Origin of the sequence: Polaribacter sp. SA4-12 (genome assembly GCF_002163675.1) — a bacterium.
In the GTDB taxonomy this organism is placed as follows: domain Bacteria; phylum Bacteroidota; class Bacteroidia; order Flavobacteriales; family Flavobacteriaceae; genus Polaribacter.
Genome location: NZ_CP019334.1, coordinates 3,590,142 through 3,611,662 on the forward strand (window position 1 = coordinate 3,590,142; position 21,521 = coordinate 3,611,662).

Genomic DNA, 21,521 nt, shown 5'->3' on the forward strand with positions numbered 1-21,521 from the left:
TATTGGTCTGAAAATGATTGTGTATTAAAACTTCTTATTCGTTTAATTTTGCTGGTTCTATTTTTTCTAAAAACAAGTAAAAACGACAATATTGTCTTTTGTTCCATAAAAAACAGACTTATATTTAAAGTGTTAAAATTAAATAAAGGAATATGATGTTTGTCACTTTTTTCGCACTTAAATCATCATAGTTTTGTGTCTTGTTTAATAATGTAAAAGAGAATGAAGTTAATAAAAAGTATTGTAAAAAAGTGTTTAGTAGTTATTGTTTTACTATCATCATTATTAGTAATTGGTCAAGAAAAAGAAAAATTTAAACCAACTATTAATTGGAATGTAACCGCTCAAATATGGATGCGACATTCAGAGTTAAATGAAGGTTCTTTGGTAAACAATGAGGCTACTAGTAGTTATTCTGATGTTTCTATAAGGCGGTTAAGGATTCCAGTAACATCTCAATTAACTCCAAAATTATTTTTCTATTCAATTTTAGGTGGAAACAATTATAATTTTAATTCTAAAAATTTTCAACTAAATGTATTGGATTTATATGTAGAGTATGCTTTTAATAAGTCATTTGAAGTTGGTGTTGGTAAATCTGGTTGGCAAGGTTTAAGTAGATGGAATCTTTGTTCTACTAAAACGCCAATGGGATTTGAATCTCCTCTTTTTTCTTTAACAACGGTTGGTAAAACAGATGATATTGGTCGTGTTTTAGGAGTTTGGGTAAAAGGACAAACAGGTAAATTAGATTATAGATTATCTTTAGGTACGCCAATTGCAGTTACTCAAATTCCTACAGGAAATGTAGATTTTGCTAATAATAGACCAAGAGTTAAAACTTCTTCTTATGTAAAGTATCAGTTTTTTGAAAATGAGTCTAATAAATCAGCATATAGTACAGGTACTTATTTACAAGCTAAAAAAGTATTTAATATTGGTGCAGGATTTCAATATCAAGAAAAAGCAATGAGTGATGGCGATGCATTATTAGCAGGAACCAATTTGTATGATATGAAACATTGGGCTGTAGATTCTTTCTTAAACTTACCTTTAAATAATGATGGAGCGATAACTGCTTATTTAGGATACTATGATTATAATTACGGAAAAGATTATATAAGAAATATTGGAGCTAACAATCCAGCAACTGGCGGAGGTTCTAGTTTTAATGGAGCTGGAGTTGCTTTTCCAATGATTGGTACAGGAACAACTTGGTATACTCAATTTGGTTATGCTTTTAAAAAATCTAACTTTTTAAATTGCCCAATGATTATTCAACCTAATATTGCAATTCAAACCTCTAATTGGGATGCTTTAAATGAACAAATGACGGTTTATAATTTTACTGTAAATTTTTTAATGAACGGTAATCATGGTAGAAAAATAAGTTTAGGATATCAACATCGACCAGTCTTTGATGCGGCAACGATTACTCAAAAAGAATACAAAGGAATGTTTGTTGTACAATATCAGATTTCTTTAAAGTAAATTAAACTCATTAGAAGCTAAAAGTATCATCATTTCAAATTTTATGCGTCCAGAATTTCTCTAAAAATGTGAAACTCTAGACGCATTTTATGATTTTTTACCATTCATTTTTGATGTAACAAATTCGCGTTAGGGATTGAAGCGGCATCCTTTTTGCTTTTTGCAAAAAGATATAGTGTAAAGCCCGACCTTTAGGGAACGCCCAAAAAATAATTTTAAAAGAGAAATTTATACTATATTTTATGATATTAATAATTAAATACTCTTATTTTGAAAATACTGTAAACTCTCGATAAAAACTTAAAAAAGAAGATTATAAACGACATTTTCTCTATATATTTGACATCAATAACATTACAATGATAAATAATAATAACAATCGTAATTTCAATAATCCTAATTGTTAGGGTAGGAAGGTTGTTGTTTAGAAATATATAAATAAAGCCTTCCAAATCGGAAGGTTTTTTTTTGATTAAAGAAATGCTTCTCGCTTTTTATTGCGAGATTTCAAATAAAGTGTCATTCTCACGAAAGTGGGAAACTAAAAATTGAAGAGATGAGTAAAATTATGACAGTGGACATATTGTCTAGTATTAAAGGAGCACAGCCATCAGAAGCCGTGAACAAATTGTTTGAGGTTATTAAAAATGCTAATAAAACAAATAATTCTTTTAATAATAATCATAATAATGCGGTGACGTTAGATGATTTAAGAGAAGATGTTGTTATTGATAGCCCACAAGCTGAAAAACAAATCATCATTGAAAATTTTCCAAAAGAAAAAAACGGTTATTTAGTAGTTTCTAAAGTGATAGAAGAATAATTATGGAATCGCAAATACATAAAATTCATCAGCAATTGGTGAACAAAGAAATTTCGTGTACAAAATTAGTGCAAGAAAGATTAGATTTATTAAAATCGAACACGCACAATACTGTCAATTCACTTTTAGATACTTTGGCATTAGAATTAGCTGCAAAAGTAGATGCTAAAATTGAAAACGGAGAAGAAATTGGTTTGTTAGAAGGAATTCCATTCGGAATTAAAGATGTGTACATGGTACAAGGAACTCTTACAACGGCAAGTTCAGATTTATTGAAACAATATAAATCGCCATATACAGCAACTGCAATTCAAAAATTATTTGATGCAGGCGCAATTCCTTTAGTAAAAGAAAATTGTGATTCTTTCGGTCACGGTTCTTCTTCTGAAAACACCATTTTCGGAGCCGTAAAAAATGCAATTAATCCTGAATTAGTTTCTGGAGGTTCAAGTGGAGGTTCTGCTGTAAATGTTGCAAAAGACTTTACAGTTTTTTCAATTGGAGGAGATACAGGAGGTTCTGTTCGTCAACCAGCAGGTTATAATAAAATCTACGGATTAAAACCTACTTATGGACGAATTTCAAGATTTGGATTAATGGCATACGCATCTTCTACAGATTGTGTTGGACCTATTGCAAAATCTATTGAAGATATTAGAATTGTTTTAAATGTGATGAGTGGGAAAGATATAAAAGATCAAACCACATATCAATCAGAAAAAATATCACAAGAAAATATTTTAAAGTCTGATGAAATAAAAACCATCGGATATTTTAAAAACTTCATCGAAAACGATGCTATTGATGCACAAGTAAAATCAGATTTCTTAGCATCGATAGAAAAAATAAAAGCCAAAGGTATTGAAGTAAAAGAATTAGATTTCTTTGAATCAGATACTTTAGTTTCTACTTATTACACATTAGCAATGGCAGAAACGGCATCAAATCTATCTAGATTAGATGGTACAAATTACGGTAACAGAATTGAAGGCGATAATTTAAAAGATACCTATTCAATTACACGTTCAGAAAATTTTTCTGAAGAAACAAAACGTAGAATTGTTGGTGGAAATCAAGTTTTATCACAAGGTTTTTCTGATGAGATATATTTAAAAGGATTGAACTTAAGAGATCAGATTTCTGAGAATTTTGAAAAAGATTTTAAAGAAGTTGATATTATTCTATCTCCTGTTACGCCAAATTCGCCACCAAAAATTGGCGATAGTTTAAAGGATCCTTTAGCAATGTATTTGTCAGATGCTTATACAGTTGGTTTTAGTTTAGGACAATTGCCAACAATAACTGTGCCTCAAGGAACTGAAACAGGTTTACAAATTACAGCAGCAAAAAATAATGACGAACTCGTTTTGAAGTTTGCTAACTTCTTAAAAGATACGATATAATGGAACTGGATAAACTAAATGAATTACTAAAAGCTAACGACTTAGAATTAGTAATAGGTATTGAAACGCACGTTCGATTAAATACAAAAACAAAGTTATTCTGTTCTTGTGCAAATCAAGAAATAGAGCAACCAAATCAAAATATATGTTCAGTTTGTACTGGACAAATGGGAGTTTTGCCTTCTATTAATAAAGAAGCAATTACAAAAGCTATTTATTTTGGAAAAGCAGTGAAATCTACTTTCTCTAACGAAGTGATTTCTTGGGATAGAAAGCATTATGAATATCCTGATAATCCAAAGAACATTCAAATTACACAGTTTCATAATCCTGTAATTCCAGACGGACAAGTTTCTTGTTATAGAAATGATGGAACACAATTTACAGTAAGTTTAACGCAAGTTCATATTGAAGAAGATGCTGCAAAATTAATGCACGAAAAGAAAGTTTCTTTAGTCGATTTTAATAAAGCAGGTGTTCCGTTAATCGAGATTGTTACAGATCCTTGTATTCGTAATATTGAAGATGCATCAACATATGCACAATACATTCAGCGTATTGTTCAAAATTTAAAAATATCTGAAGCGAATCTTGAAAAAGGTGAGTTTAAATCGGATGTTTCTGTGTCTCTTCGAAAAAAGCACACATATAATTTAAACCCAAGAACAGAAATTAAAAACTTGAATTCGTTTAAGTTTATGGTGGATGCTTTAAAGGAAGAAATAGAAAAGCAATTAAATTACTATATAGATCATAAAGAATTTAGACCAGACCAAACTACGGTTTTATGGGATGCAGATTTAAAGCAAACCAAAACAATGCGTAAAAAGGAATTTGAAGCAGATTATCGTTTTATTTCTGAACCAGATTTACCTTTTGTAAACATTAAAAAAGTTGTAGAAAGTATAGATGTAGATGTAAGTTCTTTACCTTTTGCTGTAGAATCTATTTTGATTAACGGAGGAGTTTTGCCTCAAGATGCTAAGTTTTTTACTGCAGATTCTTTACGTTCAGAAATTTTTGTTGCGATTAATAATGAAATTAATGATGCTTCTTTTGTTGCTAAAACATTGGTAAATAATATTGGTGCAGATGAATATAAGAACATCTATAATGTAGCTCAGTTAACAGAAATTTTTCAGTTATTTAAAGAAGATAAAATTACTTCAGTATTAGTTCAAAACGGAATAACATCATACTTAAGAGATAGAACTTTTGATTACAAAAAGTATTTTGATGATAATACTATTTCTGAAGACCAAATTAAAAATGCTGTATTAAAAGTAGTTGCAGAAAATGAAGCAACCGCAAATGATATTAAAGCAGGAAACCAAGGTAAAGCAGGTATTCTTGTTGGTAAAGTAATTGGTATTATTGGTAAAGGAGCTTCTGGTAAAGTTATTAGACAAGAAATATTAAATGCTTGTTCTGGTGATGCTAAAACGACAAAGGTTGAAGTTGTAGGCGATTCATCAAAAGAAAATAGCGAACAACCAAAAGCTAAAGTAGAAGAGGAAACATTACCTGAAATTCCTATTGTTATAAAAGAGGAATACAGAACACATAAAATATCACAATTATCAGAAGATTCAATTAACGATGAGGTTACTTTATCAGGTTGGGTTTCTAGTGTGCGTGATCACGGAGAATTAATTTTTATTGATTTACGAGATTCAAGCAATCAAATTTTTCAAGTACGTTTAAGTAGAGAAACTTTTCCGAATTTAGATGAACTTGTAAAATTAAAATCAGAATCTGTTATTTCTGTTACAGGAATTGTTGTTCAAAGAAACGAAGATGATTATAATGCAGGTTTAAGAACTGGTAAATTAGAATTAGAAACTTCTAAACTTGAGATTTTAAACTTATCTAAAACGCTTCCTTTTGAAATAAAAAGAGCGATGAAAACGAATGAAGCTACTCGTTTTGAGTATAAGTTCTTAGATCATAGAAATGATGAGGTTCGTAAAGCAATTGTAAATCGTCATAAAGTAATTAAGTTACTACGTGATATTTTAGATGAAGAAGAGTTTTTAGAAATTGAAACTCCAATTTTAACTGCAGGTACAGATGAAGGAGCAAGAGAATTTATTGTTCCTACAAGAAAGCAAGCAGGTTCTTTTTATACACTTCCACAAGCGCCACAACAGTTTAAACAAATGTTAATGGTTGGTGGTTTTGAAAAGTATTTTCAAATTGCACGTTGTTTTAGAGATGAAGATTCTCGTGGAGATAGACAACCAGAATTCACACAATTAGATATTGAAATGGCGTACGCAAGTATGCAACAAATCATAGATTTAAACACTAAAATGTTTAATGAAGTGGTGAAAAAAATATACGGTAAAAAATGGATTTTACATCCTTTTTCAGTAATTACGTATAAAAAAGCGATGGATAAATATGGTTGCGATAGACCAGATTTACGTTATGGTTTACAAATGCAAGATATTACTGAGATTGTAAAAGACACAACATTCCAAGTTTTTAGCAAACCTATTGAAGAAGGCGGAATTGTAAAATGTATTAAAGTTTCTGCAAAAGAGCAAGGTAACAAACGAGCTTCTAAAGGGCAGATAGAAAACTTAACAGCCATTGCACAACAAAATGGTTTAGGTGGTTTGGCATATATTATTGTAAATGAAAATGATTTACAATCGCCAATTATTAAGTTTTTAGGAGAAGAAATTGCAGCTAATATCATAAAAGCTACAGATGCTCAAGTTGGTGATATTGTATTTTTCTCAGCAGCAGATTATGCAACAGCTAACAAAGCATTAGATGCCGTTCGTCAAGAAATGGGACGCATTTTTAAATTAATCAATCCTAAAGAATTAAGACCTGCTTGGGTTGTTGATTTCCCAATGTTTGAAAAAACAGATGAAGGAAGATGGACATTTACGCACAATCCTTTTTCTATGCCAGCAATCTACGATTTAGAGAAGCATATGAATGGAGAAGGAGAGGAGATAGGAACCATCATTGCCCAACAATACGATTTAATTTTAAATGGTTTTGAAATTGGTGGAGGTTCAGTTCGTGCACACAAAGCAGAAATTTTAGAAGCAACCTATAAAAATATGGGTTATGATAAAGAAGGAATGATGAAAAGTGTTGGTACGATGTATAAAGCATTTCAATACGGAGCACCACCTCACGGAGGAATTGCTTGGGGAGTAGATCGTTTAATGATGATTTTAGAAAAGAAAGCTTCTATTAGAGAAGTAATGGCTTTTCCAAAAACAGGTTCATCAGAAGATTTATTATTTAATGCACCTTCTATTTTGTCAGATAAAAAGGTTGAGGAGATGAATGTGAAAATTATGAGATAAAATGTTTAGAGAAAGTTTGCCTAATCAAAAATCTATGTTATATTTGAAATTCAATATGAAAAATAATACAAACAGTACTTGGTGGTGGAACTCTCTTAATCTATAAGTGAGAAGAAACCTATATGTATATAACATATCAAAAAAGGCTTATCTCACGATAAGCCTTTTTTTTTGATGATTTTTTCATCAAATTAATTAAAAAAGAATAGACAAATGTCCCCTCGAGCGCAGTCGAGAGGTTCTAAAAAAGTCTCGACTGCGCTCGACCAGACAAAAAGTAAAATGAAAAAATTACAGTTTAAAACAATATTTAAAACGAAAATGGCAGATACAGTTACTCCTGTAGGACTGTATTTACGTTTTAGAGACGCATACGCCAATACTTTATTGTTAGAAAGTTCAGATTATCATAGTAAAGAAGAAAGTTTCTCTTTTATTGCAATTGAGCCAATTGTTTCAATGAAAGTTGATGATTATCAGTTTTCGGTTTCTCATAAAGGAACACAAATTGATGAACAACCTATCAATAAAAACTTTTACGAGTTATTTGATAAATTTACAGACTCAATAGCATTAGATTGTCCTGCCGAATTAAAATCATTTAATGGTTTGTATGGGTACACAACGTTCGATTCTGTTCAATATTTTGAGAATATTCAATTTAAAAACAAGAAAGCACCATCTGCAATTCCAGAAATGCAATACAGTTTTTATCGTTTTATCATTGCCATCAATCATTTTAATGATGAAATGACGTTGATAGAAAATATTGAAGAAGGAACAGAGTCTCGTATTAAAGAAATTCAGACTATTATAGATGCACAAGCATTTAATACTCAGAAATTCGAAATTGTAGGCGAAGAAACTTCAAATACAACTGGCGAAGAATTTATAGATTATGTAAGAAAAGCAAAGTCACATTGTAAAAGAGGTGATGTTTTTCAACTCGTTTTATCACGCCAATTTCAACAAAAATTTAAAGGAGACGAGTTCAATGTGTATAGAGCGTTACGTTCAATAAATCCATCACCATATTTATTTTATTTCGATTACGGTTCTTTCAAATTAATGGGATCTTCACCAGAAGCACAAATTAAAATTTCTGCGGGTAAAGCAACTATTAATCCAATTGCTGGTACTTTTAGAAGAACTGGTGATATGGCAGAAGACCTTAAATTAGGTAAAAAATTATCCGAAGATAAAAAGGAAACTGCAGAACACGTAATGTTGGTAGATTTAGCGCGTAACGATTTAAGTAAACACGCCAATAATGTTACCGTTGAGGTATTTAAAGAAGTGCAGTATTTTAGTCACGTAATTCATTTAGTTTCTACGGTTAGAGGAGAAATTAAAGGAAATCCGATTGAAATTGTTGGAGACACTTTTCCTGCAGGAACTTTAAGTGGCGCACCAAAATACAAAGCAATGGAGCTGATTGACAAATATGAAAATCAAACTCGTGGCTTTTATGGTGGCGCAGTAGGAATTATCGGTTTAGATGGTTCTGTAAATTTGGCAATTGCCATTCGTTCTTTTGTCAGTAAAAACAACGTTTTGTATTCACAAGCAGGTGCAGGAATCGTTATTCATTCCGATGAAGAAAAGGAATTACAAGAAGTAAATAATAAATTAGCAGCGTTAAAGAAAGCGTTAATTTTGGCAGAAAATATTTAGGGCGTTTTAACAGGCTTTCCACTATATCTTTTTATTTTAAAAAAAAAATAAAAAGGATGCCGTTTCAATCCTTAACGCAAATTGAGAAATGAAGAAAATATTTACAATTAAAAATATACTTTTAGGAATATTATTTATTCTATTAGATTTAGTTGTTTATATAGTTATAGGATTGATAATAATGACATACGAAGATTTTTATGATAAAAATTTAGGACCATATTGGAGTTTAGAAAGTATGATTTTAACTCAAAAGTTAGCATATATTGGATTTTATGCTTGGTGGGTTTTAAATATTATTTTATTAATTTTTATTGGATATAAAATCTTTCAGAGATCAACAATTAAACAAATCCACGATTAAACGATTACACAACAAAAGAATATGAAAATATTAATATTAGATAATTACGATTCGTTCACTTATAACTTAGTTCATATGGTGGAAAAAATCACAGGAAATTTTCCAGCGGTTTTTAGAAATGACGAAATCAGTATTGCAGATGTAGGAAACTATGATATGATTATGTTGTCTCCAGGACCTGGAATTCCAGATGAAGCAGGAATCTTAAAAGATGTAATTAAAACCTACGCAGGAATAAAACCAATATTCGGAGTTTGTTTGGGTTTACAAGCAATTACAGAAGTTTTTGGAGGAAAAATCATCAATTTAGACGATGTTTTTCACGGAGTTGCTACAGAAATGAAAGTAACAGATACAAATGCGACTATATTTAAAGATGTTCCAGAAACATTTATGGCGGCACGTTACCATTCTTGGGCAGCAACAGACGAAGGTTTCCCAGAAGAAATACAAGTAACAGCAAGAGACGAAGATGGATTAATTCAGGCAATTGAACATAAAATATTTCCAATTTCTGCGGTTCAGTTTCATCCAGAATCTATTTTAACAGATGTTGGTGAGCAATTGGTTACTAATTTTATTAATAAGCATAACACAAGCCCATCCTAACCTTCCCAAAGGGAAGGAATTAGCAAGTTTGAGAAAAAAGAATAAAAAATAAAAGAAAGATATTAACACAAGAGTGTTTTTCCCCTTCGGGGAAATTAAAAGGGGCTTTTTTTATGAAACAGATATTAAACAAACTATATAATCACGAAAGATTGTCTAAATCTGAAGCAAAACAAATCTTAAAAGATATTGCTGCAGAAAAATACAATGATGCACATTTAGCATCATTTATGACTGTTTTTATGATGCGTCCAATTACTGCAGATGAACTTTCAGGATTTAGAGATGCGTTAAAAGAACTATCTATAAAAGTAGATTTATCAGATTATAATACTATCGATATTGTTGGAACTGGTGGCGATGGAAAAGATACATTCAATATATCAACCCTAACTTCTTTTATAGTTGCAGGAACAGGACAAAAAGTAGCAAAACACGGTAATTATTCTGTGTCTTCTCAGTCTGGTTCTTCAGATATGTTAGAAAGTTTTGGCTACAATTTTACGAATGATGAAAGTGTTTTAAGAGAACATTTAGAGAAAGCAAATATTTGCTTTTTACACGCTCCAAAATTTCATCCAGCAATGAAAGCTGTTAGTCCAACAAGAAAAGCGTTGGCATTAAAAACGTTCTTTAATATGTTAGGTCCTTTGGTAAACCCAAGTTCACCTAAAAACCATATGTTAGGAACTTTTAATTTAGAAATTGCACGTTTGTACAATTACATTTTACAAGAAGAAGATATCAATTATGGTATTATTCACGCGTTAGATGGTTATGATGAAATTTCATTAACAAGCGGATTTAAATTCTTTACGAAGAGCGGAGAACAAATTATAAATCCTGAAGATTTAGGACAAAAAAGAATTCAGCAATCAGAAATATTTGGAGGGAATTCAGTTGCTGATGCAGCAAAAATTTTCAAATCTATTTTAGAAGGACAAGGAACAGAAGCGCAAAACAATGTGGTATTAACAAATGCAGCTTTTGCTTTAACTATTGTTGATGAAACAAAACCTTTTGATGTTGCTTTTAACGAAGCAAAAGATTCACTTTTTGGATTGAAAGCAAAACAAACATTAGAAAAATTAGTAAGTCTTTAAAATGGCAAAAAAGAAAAAAAATATAATTTTGATTATTCCTGCTTTTCTAATAATGGGAGCAGCAGTAGGTATTCAAACACAAAGTATTTTGAAACAAACTGTAATTGGTTTGTTAATGGGAATTGTAATTTACTTTTTTCTAAAGTACAGAAATAAAAAGATAAACAATTAACAATTACGAATTCTTAATTACGAGTGATGAAAAAGGATAATATTATTCAAACTAAAAGCTATAATTTTGCAGTAAGAGTTGTTAAATTATATAAGCATTTATCACAAGAAAAAAAAGAGTTTGTATTAAGTAAACAATTGTTACGCTCAGGTACTTCAATAGGAGCAAATGTTGAAGAAGCAATTGGAGGGCAAAGTAGAAAAGATTTTTTTGCAAAATTAACAATAGCATACAAAGAAGCACGAGAATCTCATTATTGGATTCGTTTATTAAAAGATACTGATTATTTATCAGAGAAAGAATCAGAATCTTTAATTACAGATATTGAAGAAATTTTAAAAATTATCGGAAGTATTCAAAAAACAGTAAGAAGCACTAATTCGTAATTAATAATTTCGAATTCATAATTATTTATATGACAATTTTAGATAAAATAATCGCATTTAAAAAGAAGGAAATTGCTAAGATTAAAGCAGAAGTTCCTGTTCAAAAATTAGTACAAAGTCCTAGTTTTGGAAGAACAACTTTTTCATTAAAAAAATCTTTATTAGAAGTTGGTTCTACTGGGATTATCGCAGAATACAAGCGTCAATCACCTTCTAAAGGAATCATTAATGACACTGCAACTATTGCAGATGTTACTAATGGATATTTAGATGCAAATGTAGCAGCACAATCAATCTTGACAGACACTTCTTTTTTTGGAGGTACAATGGCAGATTTGATGGAAGCAAGAATCATCAATCAACAAAAACCAATTTTAAGAAAAGATTTTATTGTTGACGGTTTTCAAATTGTAGAAGCAAAAGCTATTGGAGCAGATGTAATTTTATTGATTGCTTCTTGTTTAACATCAACAGAATTAAAAAACTTCGGAAACTTAGCAGTAGATTTAGGAATGGAAGTTCTGTATGAAATTCATACACAAGAAGACTTGGATAAAATCAATGATTTAGACAATAAAATTATCGGAATCAATAATAGAAACCTGAATACTTTTGAAGTAGATTTAGAGAATTCTATTCAATTAGCAAATCAAATTCCTGATACTTGTTTAAAAGTTTCAGAAAGCGGAATTTCTGATCCAAAAATCATAACAGGATTAAAGGAATACGGTTTTCAAGGTTTCTTAATTGGAGAAAATTTTATGAAAACAGAGAATCCAGGAGAAGCTTGTCAAGAATTTATTAGTCAAATACGCTAAAAAAAAACGTGTAAACGTGTAATTGTTGAATTGTGTAACCCTAAGTAATAAAATTAGGGTTTTAGTAAGTACAATTACACGATTAAACATTTACACAATTAAACCATAAAAAGAATGAAACTCAAGGTTTGTGGAATGAAATATGTGGAAAATATCCAACAAGTTGCAGCATTGCAGCCTGATTATTTGGGTTTTATTTTCTATGAAAAATCAAAAAGAAATTTTGAAGGAATTATTCCAGAATTTTCAAATTCAATCAAAAAAACAGGTGTTTTTGTCAATGAATATATTGAGATTGTAATTTCTTTAGTTGAAGAATATCGATTAGATGCAATTCAATTACACGGAGATGAATCTGTGGAATATGTTACCGATTTAAAAAACCAGTTAACAGAAAGAAGAGCTTTGTTTATTGAAGAAAATAAGCAAATAAAGAAGAAAAAAAATCAACATTATATTTCTAAGAATGAAGTAGAGCTGATTAAAGTTTTCGGGATTAAAGATGAATTTAATTTTGATGTTTTAAAACCTTATTTAGAGGTTGTAGATTTCTTTTTGTTTGATACAAAAGGTAAAGAAAGAGGAGGGAATGGAACAAAATTCGATTGGTCTGTTTTAGAAAAATATCCTTTTGATACACCTTTCTTTTTAAGTGGAGGAATTGGATTAGAAGATGCTGAAGAAGTTAAAAAAATAATGAAATCTGATTTACCTATTTATGCATTAGACGTAAATAGTCAATTTGAAAGTAAGCCAGGAGTTAAGAAAATAGAAGATTTAAAAAATTTCAAAAAAGAAATTTTTGTGTAATTGTGTAACTGTTAAATTGTGTAAAGCAATGCACAAACTAACAATTACACGATTAAACGAATAAACAATTACACAACATAACAATATGAAATCAAAATTTCACCCAGACAAAAATGGATATTATGGACAATTTGGAGGAGCATTCATTCCAGAATTGTTATATCCTAACGTAAAGGAATTAGAAGATAATTATATTCAAATTTTAGAATCTGATGAGTTTCAGGAAGAATACAAATCTTTACTAAAAGATTATGTAGGTCGCCCAAGTCCATTGTATTTGGCAAAACGATTATCAGAAAAATATGGAGCACATATTTACTTAAAAAGAGAAGATTTAAATCATACAGGTGCACATAAAATAAACAATACAATTGGTCAAATACTTGTTGCACAAAAATTAGGAAAAACTAAAATTATTGCAGAAACAGGAGCAGGGCAACATGGAGTTGCAACCGCTACAGTCTGTGCTCTAATGGGGTTAGAATGTACTGTTTTTATGGGAGAAAAAGACATTGTTCGTCAAGCACCAAATGTTGCCAGAATGAAAATGTTAGGAGCAACAGTAATTCCTGCTTTAAGTGGGAGTAAAACATTAAAAGACGCTACAAATGAAGCGATACGTTATTGGATTCAGCATCCAGAAACATTTTATTTAATTGGTTCTGTTGTTGGTCCACATCCATATCCAGATATGGTTGCTCGTTTACAAGCTGTAATTTCAGAAGAAATAAAATGGCAGTTAAAAGAGAAAACTGGTAAAGAAAATCCTGATACAATAATTGCTTGTGTTGGTGGAGGTAGTAATGCTGCTGGAGCTTTTTATCATTATATGGATGATAAAGATGTTGAGCTAATTGCTGTTGAAGCTGGAGGTTTAGGAGTTGATTCGGGTGAAAGTGCTGCAACTTCTCAATTAGGAGAAGTAGGAATTATTCACGGAAGTAAAACTATTTTAATGCAAGATGAATATGGACAGATTATTGAACCTTATTCTATTTCTGCAGGTTTAGATTATCCAGGAGTTGGACCTTTACACGCTTATTTGTTCGATTCTAAAAGGGCTACTTTTATGAACGCAACTGATAAAGAAGCATTAACTGCTGCTTATGAGTTAACAAGAATTGAAGGAATTATTCCTGCTTTAGAAACTGCGCATGCATTGGCTGTTTTACCAAAAATAAAGTTTAAAAAAGGTCAAGTTGTTGTGGTGAATTTATCTGGTAGAGGAGATAAAGATTTAAGTACGTATATCAAACATTTAGAAGACTAGGTTATGAATTCAATCCAAGAATTATTTCAGAAAAAAGATAAAAATTTACTGTCAATATATTTTACTTGTGGATACCCGGAGTTAAATGATACTGTACAAGTAATTTCAGAATTAGAAAAAAGTGGTGTAGATTTTATTGAGGTTGGTTTGCCTTATTCTGATCCTTTAGCAGATGGACCAACAATACAAGATAGTAGTCAGAAAGCGTTAGAAAACGGAGTTAATTTAGACATTATTTTTGAGCAATTATTAGCAATTAAAGATACCAACAAAACTCCTTTAGTTTTAATGGGCTATTTAAATCAGATGCTAAAATATGGCGAAGATAAATTTTGTCAGAAAGTTGTTGATTGTGGAATTGATACATTAATCCTTCCTGATTTACCGATGGTTGAGTTTGAAAACCATTATAAAGACTTGTTTGAAAAATATGGATTGACTAATGTGTTTTTAATTACACCTCATACATCAGATGAAAGAATTAGAAAGATAGATTCTTATTCAAAAGCATTTATTTATGTAGTAGCTTCTGCATCTATTACGGGTGCAAAAGGAGATATTTCTAATAATCAAGTTACATATTTTGAAAGAATTAAAAATATGAACCTAAAAAGTAAGTTGATTATAGGTTTTGGAATTTCAGACAAACAAACATTTAATACTGCTTGTGAATATGCTAATGGAACTATAATTGGTTCTGCTTTTATAAAAAGTTTAGGTAAGAACGGGGTCGATAAGATTGATGATTTTATCAATCCAATTATTTCTTAAAATAAAAAAAAGCGAAACTTAATAAGTTTCGCTTTTTTTATGAGTTTAAAACCCTGTTTAGTTTACACTAATTAGTTTTACATCAAAAATTAAAACAGATCCTCCAGGAATAGAACTATATTGATATGCTCCATAACCTAAATTATAAGGGACTAATAAAATTCCATCTCCACCTTCTTTAAAAAGTTGAAGCCCTTCTGTCCAACCCGCAATTACTTGGTTTAATCCAAAAGAAATTCCACTAGAATTACTTTGGTCAAAAGTAGTTCCATCCAAGAAATATCCTTTATAAGCTACTGTTACATTAGAAGTACTTGTTGGTCTAGATCCTGTACCTTCATTATTAATTACATAGTACAAACCAGAATCAGTTTTTGTTGCATTTAAGTTATTGTCTTCAATGTATTTTAAAATATCAGCTTCAGTTTGAGGTTCAGTTGGAGTAACTTCTTTATCAGATTCAGAATTTAAACAAGAAGTTAAAATAAATAGAGAGAAAAACAGATATAAGTATGATTTCATTTTACGTTTTTTTAAAATTTAGGCGAATATAATAGAATTACAAATCATTATATAATTTCAAAATAGAAATTAATCATAAAATTACCTATATTGATACTCTAAAATAAAAAATATGGAATTACCAAAAAGAGCAGGAGATGCTCCTTTACCAGTTGAATTAGAAGAAGGGAAAAACTATGCTTGGTGTACTTGTGGTTTGTCAGAAAATCAACCATTATGCGACGGAAAACATAGAGGGACAGGAATGAGCCCAAATGTGTTTACAGCAGAAAAAACAGAAACTAAATATTTATGTGCTTGTAAAGCAACTAAAAACGAACCTTTTTGCGACGGTTCTCATAAATAGAAATTAATGTCATTCCTATGAAAACTGGGAATGACAATTCTTTTTTCATTATAACTTGATTTTAAATTTCAGAATTAGCCAACCTCAATAACGCATTTTTTTTCTTCAAGTTAAAAAAAATCACCTTAAATTCTCTTATCTTTTTTTTAAGACCACTGTAACTATTATATAGAGTACTCTTCTTAAAATTAATTTGAAACATTTTATGATTTTAATTTTAAAAATTAATAGACTTACCTAAAAATACTTCTTAAATTTGAACTTTATTTGGTTTATGGTTAAAAATTTAATTAGATATTTTAAAAGCATTCATTTTATTAAAGCACTTTTAGTTGCTTTAGCTATGGCGATTCCTGTGTTGCTGTCAAATTATTTTTTTGATAGTTTTGATATAGGTTTCAGTATTGCTTTAGGAACAATATTTTGTGCTCCATCTGATGTACCAGGAAGTATAAAACATAAATTTTTTGGTATTGTATCTTCCATAATTTTAACTTTCATAATAACGTTATTAATTGGTTATTCTAGTAGTTATCTATTTGTTATAATTCCTTTGTTAATCATCTTAGTTTTTTCAGTTTCTTATATTTCTGTATTTGGTTTTAGAGCTTCTTTAATTTCATTTGCAGGTTTGTTATCGTTGGTTTTAGCTTTTGCGTATCAAAGTACAGCAATTTCACTATTAGAACATTCTTTATTAATAGCTTTAGGAGGAGTCTGGTATTTGTTTTTAACTTTTTTAAATCAAATATTACTACCAGCTTTTCAAACAGATTACTTGTTTATAGAATTACTTCAAAAAACTTCAGGATTTATAAAAATTCGAGGGAAATTGTTGGTTGAGGTAAATGATAGAAGTAGTCTTTTAGAACAAAATTTTAAACTTCAAATAGAAATCAACGAACTTCATGAAACGATAAGAGAAGTTATTTTAGAAAAAAGATTGAGTTCAGGATTTAGTAATAGAACAAGACGTCAACAATTAATTTTTTCTAAAATTATTGAAATATATGAATTAGCTATTTCAAATACTGTTGATTATGATAAGTTTGACACTTTGTTTAAAGTACATCCTGAGAAAATAGATGAATTTAAAGTATTGATTTTTGAAATTTCAAATAGATTAGATCATATTTCTAGGGTTATTTTAAAAGAAGAAAAATTTATATATAATAACAATTTCAAAATTTTACTTAAAAAAATACAAAATCATATTGAAATTTATAAAGTAACTGTTGGTCTACCTGAATCTAGAGAAGGAACCATTTTTTTATTGAATTTTAAAGGGTATCAAGAAAAGCAAATAAGAAACTTAGTAGATATTGTTAGAATATTAGAGAACTATTCTAAAAACGATAAAATTAGAGCTATAAAAGATGCTGAACAATTTTTGACGCCTCAAGATTACGATCTCAAAAAATTAAAAGAAAATTTTAGTTTTAAATCACCAATATTTAGACATTCATTAAGATTAACACTTACCATGTTAATTGGTTTTATTGTTGGTTACTTTATTGAAGTACAGCAATCTTATTGGATTATATTAACGATTATTGTAATTATGAGACCTAGTTATGGTTTAACCAAACAAAGGACTAAATATAGAGTATTAGGTACATTGATTGGAGCTACAGTAGGTGTTGGAATCGTTTTTTTAACACAAAATCCATTAATTTATGCTTTAATAGCTGTTTTCTCTTTAGTAATTGGTTTTTCCATAGTGAAGCAAAACTATAGAAACGGAGCAGCATTTATTACGCTTTATGTTATTTTTATGTATGCCTTAATTCATCCTAATATTTTAGACGTTATAAAGTTTAGAGTTTTTGATACATTAATAGGTTCTTTATTGGCTTATGTTGGTAATTACTTTTTTTGGCCAGCTTGGGAGTCTAAAAATATCAAAGAATTTTTCACAAATTCAATTCAAAGTTTTTTAGGGTTCTTAAAAGAGATAAACACATTGTATCATGAAAAAGGAAATGTATCTACAGAATATGGATTAGCTAGAAAGGAAGTGTTTCTACAAGTAGCAAATTTAAATGGAGCATACCAAAGGTTGATTCAAGAACCAAAATCTAAGCAAGAAAATAGTGCCACTATTTATGATTTAATAACTATTTGTAATACTTATTTGTCATCACTTTCGTCCTTAGGAATGTACATAAGAACTAACGAAACAGGTGTTGCTCCAAAACAATTTGAAATTTATGTGAAACATATTTTGACTAATTTAGAAGAGGCAATAAATATATTAAATAACAAAGAATCTAGTATTTCTCTTGAAAATGAAGAATTAGATATTGCAACAAGAAACTATGAAGAATATTTTAATGATTTATCTACACAAAGAGATGATGAAATTGAAAAAGGAGTTCCTATCTCAAATGAAATGAGAGTGCAATTACATGAAACACAATTAGTATATGAACAGGTAAGATGGTTATTTAACTTATCTGAAAATTTAGTAAAAAGCGTAAAGAAAATTTAAAGATTTTACGCTTCTCACTAAATCATTATGGGTTAATAAACTTTTTCACCGTTTAAATAAGTTGATACAGCTTTTGTCTTTGAGATTTTCATTCCATCAACTTTCATAATATCTTGATTTAAAATTACAAAATCAGCAAATTTACCAACTTCAATAGAGCCTTTTTCTTCTTCTTCGAAGTTTGAGTAAGCAGCCCAAATAGTCATCCCTTTTAAGGTTTCTTCTCTGGTTAATGCATTTTCCATTTGAAAACCATTTTCTGGATAATTGTTGATGTCTTTTCTAATTGTTGCAGCATAAAAAGTTAAAAACGGATTTACTTGTTCAACTGGGAAATCTGTTCCCAAAGCAATTTTTCCATATTTATTTAATAAATCTTTATACGCATAAGCTCCTTTCATTCTTTCTTTACCAATTCTATCTTTTGCCCAATACATGTCTGATGTTGCATGTGTTGGTTGTACAGAAGGAATAATATTATCGAATTTGTCAAAATCTTCAGGTGCAATTATCTGAGCATGTTCAATTCTCCATCGTCTATTTTTTGCATCTTTTAAAACATCTTTATAGGTTTTAAGTAACCAAGTATTTGAAGAATCTCCAATAGCATGTGTGTTCATTTGAAAATCTGAAGCAGCAATTTGTTTTGCAATTTCTTGATATCTTTCTGGAGCATAAATTAAAGCACCAAAATGATTTTCTCTATCTGAATATGACTTTTTCATTGCAGCTCCTCTAGATCCTAAAGCGCCATCTCCATAAACTTTAAAAGAACGTACATTTAATCTATCCGTTTTTAGTTTTCCTTTATTTATGTAATAATCTATTTCTTTTTGATTATCGCCAGAAACCATTGCGTAAATACGCATTTTTAAACGTCCATCTTGTTGTAAATCATCAATTAATTCGATTGTTTTTCTATTGATTCCTGCATCATCTACAGTTGTTAATCCGTAAGAAAAGGAAATTTTTTGAGCATCTAATAAACCTTGAATCGCTTCTTGTTTACTTGCATTTGGAATTTTGATAAAATCCATAGCATTATCAATTAATATACCTGTTATTTCTCCATCTTTGATGATAATTTCTCCACCAGAAACTTTCGTGTCTTTTGTAATTCCAGATAAGTTTATTGCAGCTTGATTTACCAATAATGCATGTCCATCTACTCGTCTAACAGCAACAGGAATTGTTGGAAATAACTTGTCTAATTTTTCTTTAGTAGGAAACTCTTTTATTTTCCAATCGTTTTGATCCCAACCACGACCCGTTATAAAAGTAGCATCCTTTTCTTTTTGGAAAGCTACCAGTTTTTGTAAAACTTCATCATAGCTTTTTGTACCCATTAAATCTACTTTCTGTTGTTGTAAACCCATTCTATAAAAATGACAATGAGCATCAATTAAACCAGGAACAATTGTTTTGTTTTTTGCATCAACAATAGTTGAAGAAGTATAGTTTTTTGTAATTTCTTCGGATGTTCCAACTGCAATAAATTTTCCATCTTTAATGGCAAAAGCTGTAGCTTTTTCAAAATTATCATTTACTGTATAAGTGTTAGAATTGATGATAATTGAATCTACTTCTTGTTTTTTACAAAGTGTAAATAAACTGATCGTTAAAAAATAAATAAATAGTTTTTTCATGCTCTAAAATTAAGGTTTAACAGGTGTGTTGTTGTATAAATATTTATCCATTAAATAAATAATACTTGCCATTGAAGCACTTCCTAATTCTAGTTCACGCTTATTTACTTTATCAAAAGTATCTGTACTTGTGTGATGATAATCAAAATAACGTTGAGAATCTGGTCTGTAACCAACCAAAGTTACATTTTCTCCTTTTAAAGGGCTAATATCTGCGCCAGAACCACCTTTGTCTAAATCATGTAAACCGTAAGGAGAAAGTAGTTTTTTCCAGCTTTGTAATAATTTTGTATTTACCGAATTTGCATCAATAGAAAAACCTCTTGGTGTATGTCCTCCTGCATCAGATTCTAGGCCACCAATATGATTTTCTTTATTCAATTTAGCCAATTCAGCATACTTTTTTGCGCCTCTTGTTCCGTTTTCTTCATTCATAAAAAAGACAACTCGCAATGTGTTTTTTGGTTTAATGTTATTTTTTTTGAATAAATAAGCAACTTCTAAAGATTGTACAACTCCTGTTCCATCATCATGAGCACCTTCACCTAAATCCCAAGAATCTAAATGACCACCAACAACAAAAATATTTTCTGGAGTCTCAGAACCTCTAATTTCACCAATCACATTAAAAGAAGGTGCATCTGCTAAAGTTTCGCAACTTTGTTTAAAGTAGAATTTTAAATTCGGGTTTTTCTTAAGATCGTCACTTAAAATACTTGCTGCTCTAGAACTAATTGCTGCAGTAGGAATGTGCTTTTCTTTTGGTAAATCTCCATAAGTCATACTTCCTGTATGAGGATAATCATCAATTCCATTTGTCATAGAACGAACAATAACTGCTTTTGCGCCAAACTCTCCACAAACCATTGCACCAGCATAACGCTGACCAACACAACCTCCATAAGCTTTAAAAGTGTTGATGAGTGTATTATCAAAAGCGCCATTAAAAAACACAATTTTACCTTTCATTTTGTTTCCTAAAGACTTGGCTTCATTTAAGCTTTTTACTTCTATTACTTCTGCTGAGATTCCTTTTTTCGGAGTTGCAATAGAAAAACCTAATGCACAAATAGGAACGTTTTTTTGAACTCCATTTACGGAGTAATTAGCCACTTCTTTTTCCCCACGAACCCAATGTGGTACCATAACTGGTTGCAACCAAACTGAATCTAAACCTATCTCTTTCATTAATTTTTCTCCCCAAATAACACTTTGAGCAGCTTGTGGTGAGCCCGATAAACGACCTCCAATATTTTGAGTTAAATCTCTAAGCCATTCATAAGATTGTCCTTCTGTTAGAGCACTATTAAATAGGGTTTTGATTTTTGTAGAATCAATTTTTTCTTCGGATGTGAAATTCGTTTTATCAACTATTTTTTCTGTTTTCTTATTACAAGAAATAAGTATGATTGCAGATAAAAGTAAGAGAGAGAGTTTTTTCATTTGGTAGTTAGTTATTTGATTTGCTAAATCTACAAAAATGAAATGAG

The 21,521-nt window shown here is 30.0% G+C and carries 19 protein-coding genes; 16 read left to right on the forward strand and 3 right to left on the reverse strand.

The window, feature by feature from the left end; translation table 11 throughout:
- Positions 1-222: 222 nt before the first annotated feature.
- The 14 genes from BTO07_RS15615 (at position 223) to trpA (ending at position 15,026) form a co-directional block, all read left to right on the forward strand.
- Entirely contained in the window at positions 223-1,491 is a 1,269-nt protein-coding gene (locus tag BTO07_RS15615) for a porin (RefSeq protein ID WP_087522109.1), read from the forward strand.
- Between the two features lie 556 nt (positions 1,492-2,047).
- Complete coding sequence (locus BTO07_RS15620) at positions 2,048-2,314, forward strand: hypothetical protein (protein ID WP_198342475.1); 267 nt, start codon at positions 2,048-2,050, stop codon at positions 2,312-2,314.
- Positions 2,315-2,316: 2 nt separating this feature from the next.
- Positions 2,317-3,717 carry an amidase family protein gene (locus BTO07_RS15625; RefSeq protein WP_087522111.1) on the forward strand — a complete coding sequence of 467 codons (1,401 nt, stop codon included), beginning with the start codon at positions 2,317-2,319 and terminating at the stop codon, positions 3,715-3,717.
- The gene (gene gatB/aspS / locus BTO07_RS15630) at positions 3,717-7,049 is read left to right on the forward strand and encodes a bifunctional amidotransferase subunit GatB/aspartate--tRNA ligase AspS (RefSeq protein WP_087522112.1); all 3,333 of its coding nucleotides are present in this window, start codon (positions 3,717-3,719) and stop codon (positions 7,047-7,049) included. The genes BTO07_RS15625 and gatB/aspS overlap by 1 nt, the downstream gene beginning before the upstream one ends.
- Positions 7,050-7,331: 282 nt before the next feature.
- Positions 7,332-8,723 carry an anthranilate synthase component I family protein gene (locus BTO07_RS15635; RefSeq protein WP_087522113.1) on the forward strand — a complete coding sequence of 464 codons (1,392 nt, stop codon included), beginning with the start codon at positions 7,332-7,334 and terminating at the stop codon, positions 8,721-8,723.
- Positions 8,724-8,811: 88 nt separating this feature from the next.
- Positions 8,812-9,087 carry a hypothetical protein gene (locus BTO07_RS15640; protein ID WP_157663361.1) on the forward strand — a complete coding sequence of 92 codons (276 nt, stop codon included), beginning with the start codon at positions 8,812-8,814 and terminating at the stop codon, positions 9,085-9,087.
- A gap of 21 nt (positions 9,088-9,108) precedes the next feature.
- Complete coding sequence (locus BTO07_RS15645; RefSeq protein WP_087522115.1) at positions 9,109-9,696, forward strand: anthranilate synthase component II; 588 nt, start codon at positions 9,109-9,111, stop codon at positions 9,694-9,696.
- Between the two features lie 113 nt (positions 9,697-9,809).
- Positions 9,810-10,799 carry an anthranilate phosphoribosyltransferase gene (gene trpD, locus BTO07_RS15650; RefSeq protein WP_087522116.1) on the forward strand — a complete coding sequence of 330 codons (990 nt, stop codon included), beginning with the start codon at positions 9,810-9,812 and terminating at the stop codon, positions 10,797-10,799.
- A gap of 1 nt (position 10,800) precedes the next feature.
- The gene (locus tag BTO07_RS17470) at positions 10,801-10,971 is read left to right on the forward strand and encodes a hypothetical protein (RefSeq protein ID WP_198342476.1); all 171 of its coding nucleotides are present in this window, start codon (positions 10,801-10,803) and stop codon (positions 10,969-10,971) included.
- Between the two features lie 26 nt (positions 10,972-10,997).
- Positions 10,998-11,357, forward strand: coding sequence for a four helix bundle protein (locus BTO07_RS15655; RefSeq protein ID WP_087522117.1), 360 nt, complete (start codon positions 10,998-11,000; stop codon positions 11,355-11,357).
- Between the two features lie 29 nt (positions 11,358-11,386).
- A complete protein-coding gene (trpC, locus tag BTO07_RS15660) occupies positions 11,387-12,175 on the forward strand; it encodes an indole-3-glycerol phosphate synthase TrpC (protein WP_087522118.1) in 789 nt (262 codons plus the stop codon).
- Between the two features lie 114 nt (positions 12,176-12,289).
- Positions 12,290-12,985, forward strand: coding sequence for a phosphoribosylanthranilate isomerase (locus tag BTO07_RS15665; protein WP_087522119.1), 696 nt, complete (start codon positions 12,290-12,292; stop codon positions 12,983-12,985).
- An 85-nt stretch (positions 12,986-13,070) separates the two neighbouring features.
- On the forward strand, positions 13,071-14,255 hold the full coding sequence (trpB, locus tag BTO07_RS15670) for a tryptophan synthase subunit beta (RefSeq protein WP_087522120.1): 1,185 nt from the start codon (positions 13,071-13,073) through the stop codon (positions 14,253-14,255).
- Between the two features lie 3 nt (positions 14,256-14,258).
- Positions 14,259-15,026 carry a tryptophan synthase subunit alpha gene (gene trpA / locus BTO07_RS15675; protein WP_087522121.1) on the forward strand — a complete coding sequence of 256 codons (768 nt, stop codon included), beginning with the start codon at positions 14,259-14,261 and terminating at the stop codon, positions 15,024-15,026.
- 57 nt (positions 15,027-15,083) lie between these two features.
- Here trpA and BTO07_RS15680 read toward each other — a convergent pair whose 3' ends face one another.
- Positions 15,084-15,548, reverse strand: a complete 465-nt coding sequence (locus tag BTO07_RS15680) for an FKBP-type peptidyl-prolyl cis-trans isomerase (RefSeq protein ID WP_087522122.1) — start codon at positions 15,546-15,548, stop codon at positions 15,084-15,086.
- Between the two features lie 112 nt (positions 15,549-15,660).
- On the opposite strand from BTO07_RS15680, the gene BTO07_RS15685 reads away from it, so the two are divergent.
- On the forward strand, positions 15,661-15,894 hold the full coding sequence (locus BTO07_RS15685) for a CDGSH iron-sulfur domain-containing protein (protein ID WP_087522123.1): 234 nt from the start codon (positions 15,661-15,663) through the stop codon (positions 15,892-15,894).
- A 274-nt stretch (positions 15,895-16,168) separates the two neighbouring features.
- Positions 16,169-18,385: an FUSC family protein gene (locus BTO07_RS15690; protein ID WP_087522124.1), complete on the forward strand. Its 2,217-nt coding sequence runs from the start codon at positions 16,169-16,171 to the stop codon at positions 18,383-18,385.
- Between the two features lie 32 nt (positions 18,386-18,417).
- Here BTO07_RS15690 and BTO07_RS15695 read toward each other — a convergent pair whose 3' ends face one another.
- Both BTO07_RS15695 and BTO07_RS15700 read right to left on the reverse strand, forming a co-directional pair.
- Positions 18,418-20,031 (reverse strand): amidohydrolase, encoded by a 1,614-nt coding sequence (locus BTO07_RS15695; RefSeq protein WP_087522125.1) that lies wholly within the window; start codon positions 20,029-20,031, stop codon positions 18,418-18,420.
- 9 nt (positions 20,032-20,040) lie between these two features.
- Positions 20,041-21,474, reverse strand: a complete 1,434-nt coding sequence (locus BTO07_RS15700; RefSeq protein WP_087522126.1) for a M20/M25/M40 family metallo-hydrolase — start codon at positions 21,472-21,474, stop codon at positions 20,041-20,043.
- Positions 21,475-21,521 lie beyond the last annotated feature (47 nt).

Coding starts and splice junctions, on each gene's coding strand:
- BTO07_RS15615 (WP_087522109.1), top strand. CDS start 223: ATGAAGTTAATAAAAAGTATTGTAAAAAAGTGTTTAGTAGTTATTGTT.
- BTO07_RS15620 (WP_198342475.1), top strand. CDS start 2,048: ATGAGTAAAATTATGACAGTGGACATATTGTCTAGTATTAAAGGAGCA.
- BTO07_RS15625 (WP_087522111.1), top strand. CDS start 2,317: ATGGAATCGCAAATACATAAAATTCATCAGCAATTGGTGAACAAAGAA.
- gatB/aspS (WP_087522112.1), top strand. CDS start 3,717: ATGGAACTGGATAAACTAAATGAATTACTAAAAGCTAACGACTTAGAA.
- BTO07_RS15635 (WP_087522113.1), top strand. CDS start 7,332: ATGAAAAAATTACAGTTTAAAACAATATTTAAAACGAAAATGGCAGAT.
- BTO07_RS15640 (WP_157663361.1), top strand. CDS start 8,812: ATGAAGAAAATATTTACAATTAAAAATATACTTTTAGGAATATTATTT.
- BTO07_RS15645 (WP_087522115.1), top strand. CDS start 9,109: ATGAAAATATTAATATTAGATAATTACGATTCGTTCACTTATAACTTA.
- trpD (WP_087522116.1), top strand. CDS start 9,810: ATGAAACAGATATTAAACAAACTATATAATCACGAAAGATTGTCTAAA.
- BTO07_RS17470 (WP_198342476.1), top strand. CDS start 10,801: ATGGCAAAAAAGAAAAAAAATATAATTTTGATTATTCCTGCTTTTCTA.
- BTO07_RS15655 (WP_087522117.1), top strand. CDS start 10,998: ATGAAAAAGGATAATATTATTCAAACTAAAAGCTATAATTTTGCAGTA.
- trpC (WP_087522118.1), top strand. CDS start 11,387: ATGACAATTTTAGATAAAATAATCGCATTTAAAAAGAAGGAAATTGCT.
- BTO07_RS15665 (WP_087522119.1), top strand. CDS start 12,290: ATGAAACTCAAGGTTTGTGGAATGAAATATGTGGAAAATATCCAACAA.
- trpB (WP_087522120.1), top strand. CDS start 13,071: ATGAAATCAAAATTTCACCCAGACAAAAATGGATATTATGGACAATTT.
- trpA (WP_087522121.1), top strand. CDS start 14,259: ATGAATTCAATCCAAGAATTATTTCAGAAAAAAGATAAAAATTTACTG.
- BTO07_RS15680 (WP_087522122.1), bottom strand. CDS start 15,548: ATGAAATCATACTTATATCTGTTTTTCTCTCTATTTATTTTAACTTCT.
- BTO07_RS15685 (WP_087522123.1), top strand. CDS start 15,661: ATGGAATTACCAAAAAGAGCAGGAGATGCTCCTTTACCAGTTGAATTA.
- BTO07_RS15690 (WP_087522124.1), top strand. CDS start 16,169: ATGGTTAAAAATTTAATTAGATATTTTAAAAGCATTCATTTTATTAAA.
- BTO07_RS15695 (WP_087522125.1), bottom strand. CDS start 20,031: ATGAAAAAACTATTTATTTATTTTTTAACGATCAGTTTATTTACACTT.
- BTO07_RS15700 (WP_087522126.1), bottom strand. CDS start 21,474: ATGAAAAAACTCTCTCTCTTACTTTTATCTGCAATCATACTTATTTCT.